14 protein-coding genes are annotated in these 15,161 nt (G+C 63.0%); 10 read left to right on the forward strand and 4 right to left on the reverse strand.

Annotated features, from left to right (window positions below; genetic code table 11):
* Nucleotides 1-55 precede the first annotated feature (55 nt).
* A complete protein-coding gene (locus C8K44_RS03235) occupies nt 56-1,162 on the forward strand; it encodes a branched-chain amino acid ABC transporter substrate-binding protein (RefSeq protein ID WP_109574306.1) in 1,107 nt (368 codons plus the stop codon).
* Nucleotides 1,163-1,237: 75 nt separating this feature from the next.
* On the opposite strand, the gene C8K44_RS03240 is transcribed toward C8K44_RS03235, so the two are convergent.
* Entirely contained in the window at nt 1,238-1,900 is a 663-nt protein-coding gene (locus C8K44_RS03240) for a YggS family pyridoxal phosphate-dependent enzyme (protein ID WP_109574446.1), read from the reverse strand.
* A gap of 141 nt (nt 1,901-2,041) precedes the next feature.
* Here C8K44_RS03240 and leuS point away from each other — a divergent pair, with 141 nt between their 5' ends.
* Genes leuS through C8K44_RS03255 form a run of 3 tightly spaced genes read left to right on the forward strand, consistent with a single transcriptional unit; the run spans nt 2,042 to nt 6,375 of the window.
* The gene (gene leuS / locus C8K44_RS03245; protein ID WP_109574307.1) at nt 2,042-4,672 is read left to right on the forward strand and encodes a leucine--tRNA ligase; all 2,631 of its coding nucleotides are present in this window, start codon (nt 2,042-2,044) and stop codon (nt 4,670-4,672) included.
* Entirely contained in the window at nt 4,659-5,222 is a 564-nt protein-coding gene (gene lptE, locus C8K44_RS03250) for an LPS assembly lipoprotein LptE (RefSeq protein WP_109574308.1), read from the forward strand. Before leuS ends, lptE begins: the two co-directional genes overlap by 14 nt.
* A gap of 22 nt (nt 5,223-5,244) precedes the next feature.
* Nucleotides 5,245-6,375: an AAA family ATPase gene (locus C8K44_RS03255; protein ID WP_109574309.1), complete on the forward strand. Its 1,131-nt coding sequence runs from the start codon at nt 5,245-5,247 to the stop codon at nt 6,373-6,375.
* 2 nt (nt 6,376-6,377) lie between these two features.
* Here C8K44_RS03255 and C8K44_RS03260 read toward each other — a convergent pair whose 3' ends face one another.
* Nucleotides 6,378-7,268, reverse strand: coding sequence for a DMT family transporter (locus tag C8K44_RS03260; protein ID WP_109574310.1), 891 nt, complete (start codon nt 7,266-7,268; stop codon nt 6,378-6,380).
* Nucleotides 7,269-7,399: 131 nt separating this feature from the next.
* Here C8K44_RS03260 and C8K44_RS03265 point away from each other — a divergent pair, with 131 nt between their 5' ends.
* Nucleotides 7,400-7,837, forward strand: a complete 438-nt coding sequence (locus tag C8K44_RS03265; RefSeq protein ID WP_109574311.1) for an Lrp/AsnC family transcriptional regulator — start codon at nt 7,400-7,402, stop codon at nt 7,835-7,837.
* A 66-nt stretch (nt 7,838-7,903) separates the two neighbouring features.
* On the opposite strand, the gene fsa is transcribed toward C8K44_RS03265, so the two are convergent.
* A complete protein-coding gene (fsa, locus tag C8K44_RS03270) occupies nt 7,904-8,557 on the reverse strand; it encodes a fructose-6-phosphate aldolase (protein WP_055974926.1) in 654 nt (217 codons plus the stop codon).
* Nucleotides 8,558-8,647: 90 nt separating this feature from the next.
* Between fsa and C8K44_RS03275 the strand changes: the two genes are divergently transcribed.
* Nucleotides 8,648-10,831, forward strand: coding sequence for a primosomal protein N' (locus tag C8K44_RS03275; RefSeq protein WP_109574312.1), 2,184 nt, complete (start codon nt 8,648-8,650; stop codon nt 10,829-10,831).
* Nucleotides 10,832-10,836: 5 nt separating this feature from the next.
* On the opposite strand, the gene C8K44_RS03280 is transcribed toward C8K44_RS03275, so the two are convergent.
* A complete protein-coding gene (locus tag C8K44_RS03280; RefSeq protein ID WP_109574313.1) occupies nt 10,837-11,355 on the reverse strand; it encodes a class I SAM-dependent methyltransferase in 519 nt (172 codons plus the stop codon).
* Nucleotides 11,356-11,501: 146 nt separating this feature from the next.
* Here C8K44_RS03280 and C8K44_RS03285 point away from each other — a divergent pair, with 146 nt between their 5' ends.
* The 4 genes from C8K44_RS03285 to C8K44_RS03300 all read left to right on the forward strand — a co-directional run bounded on the left by C8K44_RS03285 (nt 11,502) and on the right by C8K44_RS03300 (nt 15,126).
* Entirely contained in the window at nt 11,502-11,897 is a 396-nt protein-coding gene (locus C8K44_RS03285; RefSeq protein ID WP_109574314.1) for a DUF4345 family protein, read from the forward strand.
* Nucleotides 11,898-12,135: 238 nt separating this feature from the next.
* On the forward strand, nt 12,136-12,696 hold the full coding sequence (locus tag C8K44_RS03290; protein WP_109574315.1) for a F0F1 ATP synthase subunit delta: 561 nt from the start codon (nt 12,136-12,138) through the stop codon (nt 12,694-12,696).
* Nucleotides 12,696-14,225, forward strand: coding sequence for a F0F1 ATP synthase subunit alpha (gene atpA / locus C8K44_RS03295; RefSeq protein WP_109574316.1), 1,530 nt, complete (start codon nt 12,696-12,698; stop codon nt 14,223-14,225). The genes C8K44_RS03290 and atpA overlap by 1 nt, the downstream gene beginning before the upstream one ends.
* A 16-nt stretch (nt 14,226-14,241) precedes the next feature.
* A complete protein-coding gene (locus C8K44_RS03300) occupies nt 14,242-15,126 on the forward strand; it encodes a F0F1 ATP synthase subunit gamma (protein ID WP_109574317.1) in 885 nt (294 codons plus the stop codon).
* Nucleotides 15,127-15,161 lie beyond the last annotated feature (35 nt).

The following is a 15,161-nucleotide window of genomic DNA, read 5'->3' on the forward strand; positions in this document are numbered from 1 at the left end:
CCACTAGAACTTTCCGCCAGCCCTTCACGGCTTGGCGAGTTAGAGGGAGAGTACCATGAACATGAAAACCTTTGCGGGCGTCACGCTTGCAGCGTCGCTTGCGTTTGCTTCGGCGGCGCGCGCCGACATCACCATCGGGCTTGTCGCACCGCTGACCGGCCCGGTCGCAGCCTATGGCGACCAGGTCAAGAACGGTGCCCAGGCGGCCGTCGATGCCATCAACGAAAAGGGCGGCATCCTTGGCGAAAAGGTCGTGCTGAAGCTCGCTGACGACGCCGGCGATCCCAAGCAGGGCGTTTCGGCCGCCAACCTGCTGGTTGGCGAAGGCGTGAAGTATGTCGTTGGTCCTGTTACGTCGGGTGTCGCGATCCCGGCTTCGGACGTCTTTGCCGAAAACGGCATCCTGATGGTGACGCCGACGGCGACCGCCCCGGACCTGACGTCGCGCGGCCTGACCAACGTGCTCAGGACCTGCGGCCGTGACGACCAGCAGGCCGAGGTCGCCGCCGCCTATGTTCTCAAGAACATGAAGGACAAGCGCGTTGCCGTCATCCACGACAAGGGCACCTATGGCAAAGGCCTGGCTGATGCCTTCAAGGCAGCCATCAATGCAGGCGGCCTGCAGGAAGTGCAGTACAACTCGCTGACACCAGGCGAGAAGGACCTGTCCGCGCTCGTCACCCGCATCAAGTCCGACAATGTCGACGTCATCTACTTCGGCGGCTATCACCCAGAGGGCGGTCTTCTGGCGCGCCAACTCCACGACGGCGGCGTCAAGGCACTCATCATCGGCGGCGAAGGCCTTTCCAACACCGAGTTCTGGGCGATCGCCAATGACGCCGGTGCGGGCACGCTGTTCACCAACGCCTCCGACGCGCTGAAGAACCCGTCCTCGGCGGATGCCGTCAAGGTTCTGAAGGACAAGGGTGTTCCGCCGGAAGCCTTCACGCTCAACGCCTATGCCGCAGTCGAAGTGCTCAAGGCTGGCATCGAAAAGGCTGGCAAGGCCGATGACACTGCGGCCGTCACCGCAGCGCTGAAGTCGGGCGAGCCGATCGCCACCGCCATCGGCAACCTGACTTATGGCGAAAATGGCGACCTGACCTCGCCGAGCTTCTCGCTGTTCAAGTGGGACGGCGGCAAGATCGTCGCCGCTGAGTAATCTCCAAAGCGTCCAATCAAGAAGGCCGGGATGAAAATCCCGGCCTTTTTTTTAACTATGCTCGGGGTCCGCGCGTTAGCGCGTGCCGAAGATCGCGGAGCCGACGCGGACGCTGGTGGCGCCAAAGGCGATGGCTGTTTCGTAGTCGCTCGACATGCCCATCGACAGCTTTTCGACATTCGCCTCACGGGCCAGTTTCTCAAGCAGCGCAAAATGCGGACCGGGATTTTCGTCGGCCGGCGGGATGCACATCAGGCCTTCGATGGCTAGGCCATGGACCTCGCGGCAGCGCTTGACGAAATCCACCGCGTCACGCGGCTCGATTCCCGCCTTTTGCGGTTCCGAACCGGTATTGACCTGGACATAGAGTTTTGGTGCGCGGCCTTGGCGTTGAGTTTCCTTGCTGAGTTCGACGGCGATCTTTTCGCGGTCGACCGTCTCGATGACGTCGAACAGCGCCACCGCCTCCCTGGCCTTGTTGGACTGAAGCGGACCGATGAGGTGAAGCTCGATTTCGGGGAATTCTGCCTTCAGCGCGGGCCACTTGCCTTGCGCTTCCTGGACGCGGTTTTCGCCGAAGACACGCTGGCCGGCCTCGATGACCGGCCGGATATGCTCGGCATCGAAGATCTTGGACACGGCGACGAGCGTGACGACGCCTGCGGGTCGGTTGGCCTCGCGCTCGGTCGCACCTATCTTATGCTTCACCAGCGCGAGCTGTTCGACCGAACTTTCCATACTTTGGCCCTGCTGCTTTTTGACCACCCCCGGCCTACCGGAGTTGACGGGTCCGGGAATCCATGGTGAACACCCGTAACGATTTCCTGAACCGCGGGTTTTCGCCCTGGTCCATGCACGCTTTTAAGTGAAAAACATCCTATGGCAACCGAACGATACAATCCGCGCGCGTCCGAACCCAAATGGCAGAAGGCCTGGGATGACGCAAAGCTCTTCGAAACGAAGAACGACGATCCGCGGCCGAAATATTATGTGCTCGAGATGTTCCCCTATCCCTCGGGGCGCATCCATATCGGCCACACTCGCAACTATACGATGGGCGACGTAGTCGCGCGCTACAAGCGTGCCAAGGGCTTCAACGTCCTTCACCCGATGGGCTGGGACGCGTTCGGCATGCCGGCGGAAAACGCCGCGATGCAAAACAAGGTCCACCCCAAGGACTGGACCTATCAGAACATCGCCACCATGCGGGCGCAGCTCAAGGTGATGGGCCTGTCGATCGACTGGTCGCGTGAATTCGCGACCTGCGACGTCGACTACTATCACCGCCAGCAGATGCTGTTCCTCGACATGGCCGCCAAGGGGCTGGTCACGCGCAAATCTTCCAAGGTCAACTGGGACCCGGAGGACATGACCGTGCTTGCCAATGAGCAGGTGATCGACGGGCGCGGCTGGCGTTCCGGCGCACTGGTCGAACAGCGCGAACTGACGCAGTGGTTCTTCAAGATCACCGACTGCGCGCAGGACCTGCTCGATTCGCTCGATGGTTTGAACGAATGGCCGGAAAAAGTCCGTATCATGCAGCAAAACTGGATCGGCCGTTCGGAAGGCCTGCTGATCCGTTGGCCTCTGTCCGCCGACACCGCACCCGCCGGCGAAACAGAGCTCGAAGTCTACACCACGCGGCCCGACACGATCTTCGGGGCATCGTTCATGGCGATTTCGGCCGATCATCCGCTGGCCAAAAAGGCCGCCGAAAACCGGCCGGAACTCGCCGCCTTCATGGAAGACGTGCGCCGCATGGGTACGTCGGTCGCGGCACTTGAAACGGCCGAGAAGAAGGGCATGGATACCGGCATCCGGGTCGTGCATCCCTTCGATCCGAGCTGGACGCTCCCGGTCTATGTCGCCAATTTCGTCCTGATGGACTACGGCACCGGCGCGATCTTCGGCTGCCCCTCTGGCGATCAGCGCGACCTCGACTTCGCCAACAAGTACGGCCTGCCGGTGGTTCCGGTGGTTATGCCGGAAGGCGGCGACGCCAAGACCTTCCAGGTCACCGAAGAGGCCTATACCGACGACGGCGTGATGATCAATTCGCGCTTCCTCGACGGCATGAAACCGAAGGAAGCCTTCAACGACGTCGCCAGCCGGCTGGAGCAGATCTCGACAGGCAATCGCCCGATGGGTGAACGCAAGGTGCAGTTCCGCCTGCGCGACTGGGGCATTTCGCGCCAGCGCTACTGGGGCTGCCCCATCCCGATGATCCATTGCCAGGAATGCGGTGTCGTGCCGGTGCCGAAGGCCGATCTGCCGGTCAAGCTGCCGGACGATATCGATTTCGACAAGCCGGGCAATCCGCTCGACCGTCACCCCACCTGGCGCCATGTGAAATGCCCGAACTGCGGCAAGGACGGGCGTCGCGAAACCGATACGATGGATACGTTCGTCGATTCGTCGTGGTACTTCGCCCGCTTCACCGCACCTTGGGAAAACGAGCCGACCGATCCGAAGGCTGCGAACGAGTGGCTGCCCGTCGACCAGTATATCGGCGGCATCGAACACGCGATCCTGCATCTGCTCTATTCGCGCTTCTTCACCCGCGCCATGCGCGATACAGGCCATGTCGGCATTGCCGAACCGTTCAAGGGCCTGTTCACGCAGGGCATGGTGGTGCACGAAACCTACCGTGCCGGCAGCGGCCAGAACGGGCGCTGGGTCGGCCCGAGCGAAGTGACGTTCGATGAGAGCGACGGCAAACGCAGCGCCAAGCTGATCGAAACCGGCGAGCCGGTCGAAATCGGCGCGCTGGAAAAGATGTCGAAATCGAAAAAGAACGTCGTCAGCCCGGAAGACATAACCGACGGCTACGGCGCGGATACGGCACGCTGGTTCATGCTCTCGGACTCTCCGCCTGAGCGTGACGTCGAGTGGACCGACGACGGTGCTGCCGGTGCGCATCGCTTCGTCCAGCGCGTCTGGCGACAGGTTTCGATCGCCGGCGAAACGCTTGCCGGCGTGGCTCCGGCTGCCTCGGCCGATGGTGCGGCCGGTGCGGTGTCGAAGGCCGCGCACAAGGCGCTGAAAGCGGTGGGCGAGGACATCGAGAAGCTCGCCTTCAACCGTGGCATCGCGCGCATCTATGAGCTGGTCAACAACGTCGCCGGACCGCTGGGTGAAATCGGCGAAGGCAAGGGCGATGACGCGCTCAAGGCAGCCGCACGTCAGGCGACCGAAATCCTTGTTCACCTGCTGGCACCCTTCATGCCGCACCTCGCCGAAGAGTGCTGGGCGACGCTTGGTGGCAAGGACCTCGTGTCCGATCGGGCGTGGCCGACATTCGACCCCGCGCTCGTCGTCGACAACGAGATCGTCTATCCGGTGCAGATCAATGGCAAGAAACGCGCGGATTTGACAATTGCCCGCGACGCAGATCAAGTGACCGTCGAAAAAGCGGCGCTGGCTCTGGAAGCAGTGCAGAAGGCGCTGGATGGTAAGTCTCCGCGCAAGGTCATCGTTGTGCCCCAGAGGATCGTCAATGTCGTTGCCTGAGGCGCGGAAATCTCCCGGTTCGTTGCGTGTTGCTGCACGAATGGTCCTGCTGGCTTCCCTTGCACTGGCTTCGGCCTGCACTGTGCGTCCGCTTTATTCGGACGGACCGGTGTCGGCCGGCGCCCAGACGGGCACCGCCACGCAGTTGGCCTCGATCAACATCAAGCCGATCAATACCCGTTACGGACAGGAAGTTCGCAACCATCTGATCTTCATGTTCAATGGCGGGGCAGGCCAGCAGGCCACGGCGCCCTACACGATGGATCTCGCAGTCGGGGCAATCAACGAGGCCGCGCTGCTGGAGCAGGTGACAACCAAGGACGACGAGCCGACGGCGGGCACGATGACGCTGACGGGCACCTATGTCATCACCGACATCAAGACCGGCAAGAGTGTCGCTCGCGGCCAGCGCAGCGTTACGGCGTCCTACGATCGACCGCGCCAGGAGTTCGCCAACGTGCGTGCGGAGCGGGATGCGCAAAACCGCGCGGCGCGCGAACTGGCCGAACTGCTCAAGCTCGCCATCGCCCAGGACATGTCCAAGGGCTGAACAAGATGGTTTGGATCGGTCGATGCGGCTGACCTCGTTCTCGGCCGCCGGCTACCGATCGCTCAGGTCGATCCGGCTCGACATCGGCCAGATCGCCGTTTTCGTTGGCGAGAACGGTGTCGGCAAATCCAACCTCTATCGCGCCCTGCAGCTCATCAAGGCGTCTGCCGAAGGAACCCTCGCCCGCGAGATTGCCGGCGAGGGCGGCATGAGCTCGGCCCTATGGTCGGGCCAGCGGCGGGCGGGGCAGCCGGTTCGCGTCGTCATAGACGCCAAATTCATCGATGACGAGACGGCGGCACTCTACGCCTACAAGGTCGAGATCGGCCTGCCGCCGCCACTTTCCGCCGGCTTTGCCTTCGAGCCTCACGTCAAGGAAGAGAGCCTGACCGTCGAGGCCGGCAGACGCCCGGTCGAGATGATGGCACGCAAGGGGCAGGCCGTGTTCGCCCGCGACGGCGACGGCCGGCGGGTGGAGCACCCCGAACGCATTCTGAATTCCGAGACGGCCTTAGCGCTGCTTGGTGGGGCGGGGCGCTATCCCGAGGTTGGCGACATGCGCGCCGCCGTTGCGGGCTGGCGCTTCTATCACGGCTTCAGAACGGACGCGGAGTCGTTGGTGCGCCGGCCGGCCCTGGCAACCACGGCGCCGATACTCGATGAGGATGGCGCCAACCTGGCAGCGGTCTTTGCAACGCTGAGGCATATCCGCGAGGACACTGTCGACCTTGACCGCTGCATCGGTGACGCGCTGGGCGGGGCTCAACTCGACGTTCCAGTCCCGGGCGAAATCGCAACGTTCGGGCTTGTGCTGCCCGAGTTTCCGCAGCGTGTGTTTCGACCGCAGGAACTGTCCGATGGGCAGATCCGGTTCCTGGCGCTGGCGGGAGCGCTGATGTCCTATCGCCTGCCACGATTGATCGCACTCAACGAACCGGAGGCGAGCCTGCATCCACGCATGTTGCCTGCCCTTGCCGACATGATTGCGCGGGCAACCGAACGCACGCAGGTCTGGGTAGTAACGCACTCGCGCGAGCTTGCCGATCTCGTGCGCGACCGCACCGGCTCCCGGGCGCTGACGGTCGTACGCGTCGAGGGCGCGACGATGATCGAGGGCATGAGGTCGAGCGGACTCATGCCCGACGACGACTGAAGTCAGGCGCGTACAACACGCGGCTTCACCACAGACCAGCCAAGCGTCATGCCGGCGGCGGCAATCAGGATCGCGGCGGCGCCAACAAGCTGCAGCGGCTGCAGGCGATGACCGAAGCCCAGGAAATCGGCGAGGATCGCCACTACCGGATAGATGAAGGACAGCGCGCCGACGAGGTTTGTCGGCAGCTTCTGGATCGCCCCATAGAGCAGTATGTACATCGCGCCGGTATGGATGATGCCGACGGCGACAAGCAGGGTCCAGGTCTTCGCGTCGGTCGGGAGTTCCGTGAAGTTGGCGAAGGGCGCAAGCATCACGATGCCGACCGCTACCTGGATCAGCGCGATGAGGTGCGGTGGCACGCCCTTGAGCTTCTTGGTGATGATGGCGGCGATCGCGTAGAAGAACGCCGCGCCAAGCGCCAAAAGCACGCCGCCGAGATAGTCTGTGCCAACCGAACCGGTGCCGGGCTTGGCCTGGACGATCATCAGCATGCCGCCAAAGGCGATGCCCAGCCATGCCAGCTTGGTCAATGTCAGGCGCTCGCCAAGAAACAGCGCGCCCAGCGCCACCAGCATGAAGGGCTGGACGTTGTAGACGGCTGTTGCGATCGAGATCGAAGCGCGTGGGAACGCGGCGAACAGCAGGATCCAGTTCGAAACGATCGCGACGCCACCCACGGCCGCCCAGGCAATCTGGCGGCGTGTCATCACCTCCGGCCGGAACAGGCCGAGCGCAGCGCAGACGATCAGCAACGTTATCGCGCCGAAGGCACAGCGCCAGAACACGACATCCATGACCGGCTGGCCCGAAAGGACCACGAACAGACCGATCGTTCCCGAGATCACCATCGCGGCGGTCATTTCTACGGTTCCGCGCATCCTATCCGACATTTTCGACCCCGTTGGTTTCAGGCTGTATTTGTACGCGTGGGGTCTGAGGGAATATATAGGTTTGCAGAGGCGTTTGCGGGGAGATGCCTAATCCTGTAAGCTCCAACGACAAAATTGCCTAAGAGGTTCGTATGCTGGACGACCTGGACAGGCGCATTGTCGAAATTCTTGTCGACGATGCCCGGATTTCGCTCAAGGAGCTGGCGCAGAGGGTGAACCTGTCGTCGCCAAGTACGTCGGAGCGGTTGCGGAGGCTGGAGGAGCGCGGCGTCATCCGTGCCTTTACCGTCGACATAGACCCACACGCCTTGGGCTATACGCTGCAGGCAATCGTGCGCATCCGGCCGTTGCCCGGCAAACTGCATCAAGTGCAAAAACTGATCGAAGAAATCGCGCAGTTTTCGGAATGCGACAAGGTGACCGGCGACGACTGCTTTATCGCCCGGTTGCATATCCGCTCGATCGACGAGCTCGACAAGATCCTCGACCAGATCACCGACAAAGCCGAAACCAATAGCTCCATCGTCAAGGCTCAGCCAGTGAAGCGGCGCTTGCCGCCGCTGGCCTAAGGTTCTACCAGGCACAAAAAAACCGGCGCATGGGTTGCGCCGGTTTGCGCTTGGAGCTGGAAGTGGTCAGCCGATCTTCTGGCCGGTCTTGGCCCAGTCGGCCAAAAACATCTCGAGGCCCTTGTCCGTCAGCGGGTGCTTGACCAGTGCCTTGAGCGTTGCCGGGGGAATGGTGGCGACGTCGGCGCCGATCAGGGCGGCGCGCTTGACGTGCTCGGTCGAACGGATCGAGGCAGCCAGGATCTCGGTGTCGAAGCCGTAATTGTCATAGATGTGGCGGATCTCGGCGATCAGCTCCATGCCGTCGACGGCCATGTCATCGAGACGGCCGATGAAGGGCGAGATGAAGGTCGCGCCCGCCTTGGCGGCAAGCAGGGCCTGGTTGGCGGAGAAGCACAAGGTGACATTGACCATGCGGCCTTCCGAGGTCAGGGCGCGGCAGGCGCGGAGACCGTCGAGGGTGAGCGGCACCTTGATGCAGATGTTGTCGGCGATCTTCGACAGGACCGCCGCTTCCTTCATCATCTCGGCATATTCGGTGGCAGCGACTTCCGCCGAGACCGGGCCTTCGACGATGTCGCAGATTTCCTTGGTCACTTCGGCGATGTTGCGGCCGGACTTGAGAATCAGCGAGGGGTTGGTGGTGACGCCGTCGAGAAGGCCGAGCTCATTGAGCTCACGGATGTCCTTCACGTCGGCCGTGTCGACGAAAAACTTCATAACTGTCTCCTTGGTCGTGGCGTTGTGCCACCGGGGCACTGAACGTGTCGGCCTTTGCTCTAAACCAAGTTCGGGGCAAGGTCACGCGCCATGACCGCCGATTCGCCAAGAACGAGGGCCGCACCTGTACTGGTGCCGATGCCCGCCGAGCGCGCCTACTCCTATGCAGTGCCCGACGGCATGCAGGTGGTGCCGGGCTCGATCGTGCGTGTGCCGCTGGGGCCGCGCGAAGTGGCCGGCATCGTGTGGGACGGTCCGGTCGAAGCGGTCGATCCCAAGAAGCTTCGCCCCATCGCCCATGTCTTCGATTGCCCGCCCATAACCGACCACATGCGGCGGCTGGTCGATTGGATAGCGCAGTACACGCTGTCGCCGCCCGGCATGGTGGCGCGGATGATCCTGCGCGCGCCCGAGGCCTTCGATCCCGAGCCATGGACGGAAGGCATCAAACGCAGCGACGGCGAACCCGACCGGATGACGGCGGCGCGCGCTCGAGTGCTCGAAATGGCCAATGACGGCATGGCCTGGACGCGCTCCGGGCTGGCCCATGCCGCCGGTGTATCTTCGACGGTCATCGACGGGTTGAGAGCGCAAGGCGTGTTCGAGACGGTAATGATTCCACCGCGCCCGGTGGTGGCCCCGCCCGATACGTCCTACGCAAGTGCCGAACTGACAAACGACCAGGAGGCGGTGGCGGCAAGCTTGCGTTGCCAGGTGGAGGCAGACCGATTCGCCGTCACCCTCATCGATGGCGTCACCGGCTCGGGCAAGACGGAGGTCTATTTCGAAGCTGTGGCGGCCGCACTCGACAAGGGCAAGCAGGTGCTCATCCTGCTGCCTGAAATCGCGCTGACCCAGGCCTTCCTCGAACGCTTCCAGAACCGTTTCGGAGCCAAGCCGGCCGAGTGGCACTCAGATCTCCCGCCAAGGATGCGCGAGCGGGTCTGGCGCCAAGTGGCGGAGGGCGGCGTGCGCGTGGTCGCTGGAGCCCGTTCGGCGCTATTCTTGCCTTTCAACAATCTCGGCCTGATCGTCGTCGACGAGGAGCATGACCCTGCCTACAAGCAGGAGGACCGCGTCTTCTACAACGCTCGCGACATGGCCGTGGTGCGCGGCCATATCGGCGGTTTTCCGGTCGTTCTGGCCTCGGCCACGCCCTCGGTCGAGAGCCGGGTCAATGCCGAACAGGGCAGATATGCACGCGCCGTGCTGTCGGCCCGATTCGCCGAGGCGGCACTGCCAAAGCTTGCCACCATCGACATGCGGCGCTCGCCACCTGCGCGCGGCGGGTTCCTGTCGCCGGTGCTGATCGGCAAGATGCGCGAGACGCTGGCGCGGCAGGAACAATCGCTGCTGTTTCTCAACCGTCGAGGCTATGCGCCGCTGACGTTGTGCCGGGTGTGCGGCCATCGCTTCGGCTGCCCGGTCTGTTCGGCCTGGCTGGTCGAGCACCGCTTCCGCGGCCAGCTCGTTTGCCACCATTGCGGCCACAATGAAAAGCGCCCCGAAGCCTGCCCGGAATGCGGTACCTTCGATCACCTGGTGGCATGTGGTCCCGGCGTTGAACGCATCGCCGAGGAGGTTGTTTCGCATTTCCCCGATGCGCGAACCATCGTGCTGTCGTCCGACATGCTGGGCGGGGTGAAGCGGCTGAGGCTGGAACTGGAGGCGATTGCCAATGGCGACGCCGATATCGTCATCGGCACGCAGCTTGTCGCCAAGGGCCACAACTTCCCCAATATGACACTGGTGGGCGTGGTCGACGCCGATCTTGGCCTGGCCAATGGCGATCCACGCGCCGCTGAGCGGACCTACCAGCTTTTGTCGCAGGTGACGGGCCGCGCCGGGCGCACCGGCAAGAAGAGCCTTGGCTTGCTGCAAACCTTCCAGCCCGACCATCCCGTCATGCGGGCGATCGTGTCGGGCGATTCGGAGGCTTTCTATGACCGGGAGATTTCCGAACGTGAGAAGGCCGCATTGCCCCCCTTTGGCAGGCTGGCCGGCATCATCGTCAGTGCGGCGACAAGGCCTGAAGCAGAGAGCCACGCGCGCGGGCTACGGCGAGCGGCCCAGGTTGCAAGGGACGTCCATGTGCTCGGTCCCGCCGAAGCGCCTCTGGCCTTGATCGGTGGGCGCCACCGCTTCCGGCTGCTGGTGCAGGCGGACCGCAAGGCAGACATTCAGGGCTACATCCGCGCGCTGCTGGCTGCCGGGCCGAAGGTGCGCGGCTCGGTCCGCGTGCAGGTGGATATCGACCCGCAGAGCTTCTTGTGATTCGGCTACGCTGCCGGTCTTGCAACCATTCCAAGCAGCGGCGGTTTCGATGTTGGGCCATGCATCGTTGTTTCAAGCGCGTAACCGGCCGCGCTGAGGCGCACCGCAACCGCGCGCTCGATGGTCGGTATCTGTTCGGCATTTGGCGGCTCGAAGAACAGCAACAGGCGCCCCTGCGGCGCAAGCAAGGAGCGGATCAGCTTGAGCTCGCGCGCGGCTTCGAGCCAGAACAGGTTGACGTTGATGGCGAACACCTTGTCGAAGCGCCGGTCCTGGCCGGACCAGTCCGCGAGAGCACCTTGGACAACGGCCGCCTTGCCCGAAGTGATGGCCGCCCGGTTCTTGTCCTCGGCCGAACTGACTGCGCTGTCTGATCGGTCCAAGCCGGTGATGTGACCGTCGATCAGGAGCGGCGTAATCTCCGCCATGGCGACGCCGCGTCCACAGCCGATTTCCAGCAGCCTGTCGCCTGGCCCGATGTCGAGATGGCCGATCGCCCAGATGATCCTTTCCGGTACTGCCATGGTCCCCTCCAGGGGCTCCTCTAACACAGCATATCCGTTTGTGCTGGCACAGTCAGTTGCGCTCTGGCGCTGGGCACGGCGTCGGCTATGATCGCCGCGGATTCGCCGCAGGTTTGGAGATGCGGCGCACTCATCGGAGGGGGAAGATGGAGTTCGCGTTTCCGTGGCCTACGAGCCAGGGCGAGTGGCTGGCGTGGAGCTCGGCGGCGGTCACGCTGCTGTTCGGCGTCATCTTGTTTTTTGCCCCGAGAATCGCCTTTCGCCTGCTCAGGCTGCAGGCCCGTCCCGACAACCCGGAAGCCATTGCCCAAGGGCGCGCCACCATGGCCGGTTTTTTCCTCGGCGTTGGACTGTGTGCGATTCTACTCGCCCAGCCATGGCTTTACATGGCGCTCGGTGTGTCCTGGCTGTTCACGGCCTTCGGTCGTATCGTCGCGATGATGTCCGACGGCGCCAACACCCCGTACAACTGGGTGGCCATCATTATCGAACTGGCACTGGCTGCCCTTCCGCTGGGGTTTGTTTTCGGCTTCTGGCCGTGAATCGCCATCGAGCAGCGGCCACTTCGCGCAAGATGCGACAATAGTGCCTGAAATGGCTGTTAGAGGAAGTGTTGCGGTCCTCAAAAGCCTGTGCTAGACGGCAATCGACTTTCGGCCGGGGGGATGCGGCTGACGCGAGCTCCGGGGTCAAAAAACGCAGTAAGGTCAAAGATTTAGCTAGAGTCTAACGCTCACGCCAACAATCTTGCGGCCTGTCAGACAAGAGAAAAGACGGTCCGTGACCCAATCTTCCTCGCCAATCTCCGGTGTTGCTGAGCGCTATGCGGGGTCGTTGTTCGATCTCGCGCTCGAAGCAGGCGCTGTTGCAAAGGTAGAAGCCGACCTCGGTCGTTTCGCTGCGCTGCTCGATGGCAGTGCCGAACTCGATCGCCTGATCAAGAGCCCGGTCTTTTCCGGCGAAGAGCAGGAAAAGGCCATTGCCGCGATCGCCGACAAGGCCAAGATCGCCGGTCTGGCTGGCAATTTCCTCCGCCTCGTGGCGCGCAATCGCCGCCTGTTTGCCCTGCCCGGCATGATCAAGGCGTTCCGCCAGATCGCTGCCGAGCATCGTGGCGAGGCTTCGGCTGAAGTGACGTCGGCGCATGCGCTGACGGCCGCTCAGCAGACTGAACTCAAGACGGCGCTGAAAAGCGTCGCCGGCAAGGATGTGGCGATCTCGGTTGCCGTCGATCCTTCGCTGCTCGGCGGCCTGATCGTGAAGATGGGCTCGCGCCAGATCGATACGTCGCTCAAAACCAAACTCAATTCGCTCAAGCTTGCACTGAAAGAGGTCGGCTGATGGACATCCGCGCCGCGGAAATTTCCGCAATTCTGAAAGACCAGATCAAGAATTTCGGCAAGGAAGCCGAAGTCTCCGAAGTTGGTCAGGTTCTGTCGGTGGGTGACGGTATCGCCCGCGTGTACGGTCTCGATAACGTCCAGGCGGGCGAAATGGTCGAGTTCCCGGGCGGCATCCGCGGCATGGCGCTGAACCTTGAAAGCGACAACGTCGGCGTCGTCATCTTCGGTGCCGACCGCGACATCAAGGAAGGCGACACCGTCAAGCGTACCGGCTCGATCGTCGACGTCCCCGTTGGTCCCGAGCTGCTCGGCCGCGTCGTCGACGCGCTCGGCAACCCGATCGACGGCAAGGGCCCGATCAAGGCAAAAGAGCGTCGCCGCGTCGACGTCAAGGCGCCCGGCATCATCCCCCGCAAGTCGGTTCACGAGCCGATGTCGACCGGCCTCAAGGCCATCGACGCGCTCATCCCGGTCGGCCGCGGCCAGCGCGAGCTGGTCATCGGTGACCGTCAGACCGGCAAGACCGCCATCATTCTCGACACCATCCTGAACCAGAAGGCGATCCACGTCGCTGGTCCGGAAAAGGAAAAGTTGTTCTGCGTCTACGTCGCTGTCGGCCAGAAGCGCTCGACCGTCGCGCAGTTCGTGAAGGTGCTCGAAGAGCGCGGCGCGCTCGAATACTCGATCATCATCGCGGCAACCGCTTCCGATCCGGCTCCGATGCAGTTCCTGGCTCCGTTCGCTGGTTGCGCCATGGGCGAATATTTCCGCGACAACGGCATGCACGCGCTGATCGGCTATGACGATCTGTCCAAGCAGGCTGTCGCCTACCGCCAGATGTCGCTGCTGCTGCGCCGCCCGCCGGGCCGCGAAGCCTACCCGGGCGACGTCTTCTATCTGCACTCGCGCCTGCTCGAGCGTTCGGCCAAGCTGAACGACGAGAACGGCTCGGGCTCGCTCACCGCGCTACCGGTCATCGAAACGCAGGCCAACGACGTGTCGGCCTACATTCCGACCAACGTGATCTCGATCACCGACGGCCAGATCTTCCTCGAGACCAACCTGTTCTTCCAGGGCATCCGTCCTGCCGTGAACGTCGGTCTTTCGGTGTCTCGCGTCGGCTCGTCGGCCCAGATCAAGGCGATGAAGCAGGTTGCAGGCTCGATCAAGGGCGAGCTCGCGCAGTACCGCGAAATGGCGGCATTCGCGCAGTTCGGCTCCGACCTCGATGCCGCTACCCAGCGTCTGCTAAACCGCGGTGCGCGTCTGACCGAGCTGCTCAAGCAGCCGCAGTTCTCGCCGCTCAAGACCGAAGAGCAGGTCGCTGTGATCTTCGCGGGCGTCAACGGCTATCTCGACAAGCTGCCGCTGGACAAGGTTGGCAAGTTCGAGCAGGGCCTGCTGTCGCACATGCGCTCGGACGGCAAGGACGTTCTGGACGGCATCCGTACGGAGAAGGCGCTCAGCGACGCTCTCCGCGGCAAGCTGAAGGAACACATCGACGCTTTCGCGAAAAACTTCGCCTGACACTGACGGATAAGGCATGGCCTCGCTAAAAGACCTCCGCAACCGTATCGCCTCGGTCAAGGCGACGCAGAAGATCACCAAGGCGATGCAGATGGTCGCCGCGGCGAAGCTGCGTCGTGCCCAGGAAGCTGCGGAAGCCGCGCGTCCCTATTCGCAGCGCATGGGTGCGGTTCTCGCGAACATCGCCCAGGCTGTCGGCGGCGGTGGCGATGCTCCGGCGCTGATGACCGGCACCGGCAAGGACGACGTGCATCTGCTCGTCGTCTGCACAGCCGAGCGCGGCCTGTGCGGCGGCTTCAATAGCCAGATCTCGCGTCTGGCTCGCGACCATGTCCGCAAGCTCCAGGCCTCGGGCAAGACGGTCAAGATCATCACCGTCGGCAAGAAGGGCTACGATGTCCTGCGTCGCGATTTCGCCTCGCTGATCATCGATCGCGTCGAACTGCGCGATGCCAAGCAGGTTGGCTTTGTTCATGCCGACATGATCGCCAAGAAGGTGATCACCCTGTTCAACCAGGGTGCCTTCGACGTCTGCACGCTGTTCTACTCCGAGTTCAAGTCGGTGATCAGCCAGGTACCGACCGCACAGCAGGTCATTCCGGCGGCAGCGCCGACATCGGCTGCCGACGCTTCGACCAGCGGCGGTGCTGTCTATGAATACGAGCCTGAGCCGGGCGAAATCCTCGGCGATCTCATTCCGCGCAACATTTCGGTGCAGATCTTCCGTGCGCTGCTCGAGAATGCGGCCGGCGAGATGGGTGCCAAGATGAGCGCGATGGACAACGCCACGCGCAACGCAGGCGACATGATCAACAAGCTGACGATCACGTACAACCGCCAGCGTCAGGCCCAGATCACCAAGGAACTGATCGAGATTATTTCGGGCGCCGAAGCGCTCTAGCCACGTGATGGCCCGCCGCAAGGCGGGTCCGCGTG

Origin of the sequence: Aminobacter sp. AP02, from assembly GCF_003148805.1 — a bacterium.
GTDB lineage: Bacteria > Pseudomonadota > Alphaproteobacteria > Rhizobiales > Rhizobiaceae > Aminobacter.

Coding starts and splice junctions, on each gene's coding strand:
- C8K44_RS03235 (WP_109574306.1), top strand. CDS start 56: ATGAACATGAAAACCTTTGCGGGCGTCACGCTTGCAGCGTCGCTTGCG.
- C8K44_RS03240 (WP_109574446.1), bottom strand. CDS start 1,900: ATGGAAAGTTCGGTCGAACAGCTCGCGCTGGTGAAGCATAAGATAGGT.
- leuS (WP_109574307.1), top strand. CDS start 2,042: ATGGCAACCGAACGATACAATCCGCGCGCGTCCGAACCCAAATGGCAG.
- lptE (WP_109574308.1), top strand. CDS start 4,659: ATGTCGTTGCCTGAGGCGCGGAAATCTCCCGGTTCGTTGCGTGTTGCT.
- C8K44_RS03255 (WP_109574309.1), top strand. CDS start 5,245: ATGCGGCTGACCTCGTTCTCGGCCGCCGGCTACCGATCGCTCAGGTCG.
- C8K44_RS03260 (WP_109574310.1), bottom strand. CDS start 7,268: ATGTCGGATAGGATGCGCGGAACCGTAGAAATGACCGCCGCGATGGTG.
- C8K44_RS03265 (WP_109574311.1), top strand. CDS start 7,400: ATGCTGGACGACCTGGACAGGCGCATTGTCGAAATTCTTGTCGACGAT.
- fsa (WP_055974926.1), bottom strand. CDS start 8,557: ATGAAGTTTTTCGTCGACACGGCCGACGTGAAGGACATCCGTGAGCTC.
- C8K44_RS03275 (WP_109574312.1), top strand. CDS start 8,648: ATGACCGCCGATTCGCCAAGAACGAGGGCCGCACCTGTACTGGTGCCG.
- C8K44_RS03280 (WP_109574313.1), bottom strand. CDS start 11,355: ATGGCAGTACCGGAAAGGATCATCTGGGCGATCGGCCATCTCGACATC.
- C8K44_RS03285 (WP_109574314.1), top strand. CDS start 11,502: ATGGAGTTCGCGTTTCCGTGGCCTACGAGCCAGGGCGAGTGGCTGGCG.
- atpA (WP_109574316.1), top strand. CDS start 12,696: ATGGACATCCGCGCCGCGGAAATTTCCGCAATTCTGAAAGACCAGATC.
- C8K44_RS03300 (WP_109574317.1), top strand. CDS start 14,242: ATGGCCTCGCTAAAAGACCTCCGCAACCGTATCGCCTCGGTCAAGGCG.